The organism is Streptomyces sp. LS1784 (assembly GCF_020103755.1).
Taxonomy (GTDB): Bacteria; Actinomycetota; Actinomycetes; order Streptomycetales; family Streptomycetaceae; genus Kitasatospora.
In genome coordinates, this window is the sequence record NZ_JAHSQD010001294.1 from 1 (window position 1) to 503 (window position 503).

A 503-nucleotide genomic window follows, 5' to 3' on the forward strand; every position below is an offset into this window, starting at 1 on the left:
GACCCGGCTGCGGCTCCGCCCGCGGGCGCCGCGCCCCGGACGGCCGGCGGCCTGCCCCGGCGGGTCCGGCAGGCGAACCTGGCGCCGCAGCTCAGGGAGCAGCTCACCGAGCAGCTGAAGGAACGGTTCCGCAATGGGGCCGGGTCCGTCGAGACCGGGGGAGAACCGGCCGCAAACGCCCAGGACGGCCGGGGCTCCCGCGACGGCGGGGAGAACCGGGAGGCCCGGGAGCGCTCGCCCGAGGAAGCCCGGGCCACCTTCGCCTCGTTCCAGCGCGGCTTCACCCGGGGGCGCGGTGCCACGGTTCCGGCGGACCGTACGGGCGCGTCCTCGGACCGCATCGGTGCTCCGTTGACGGATCGTCCCGGCACGCCCGACGATCGTGTCGTGCGGGGGAACGGGCGGTCCACCGCCGTACCGGCCTGGCAGCCGCCGGACCGGTCCCGGCGGGCGATCGGCCCGGCGCCCGCCCCGGCGGCGCTGCCCGCGCCGCAGGACACCGG

At 79.1% G+C, this 503-nt stretch carries 1 pseudogene; it reads left to right on the plus strand.

Annotated elements, in window-relative coordinates:
• A pseudogene (locus tag KS423_RS47060) lies at positions 1–503 on the plus strand (hypothetical protein); the annotation flags it as partial.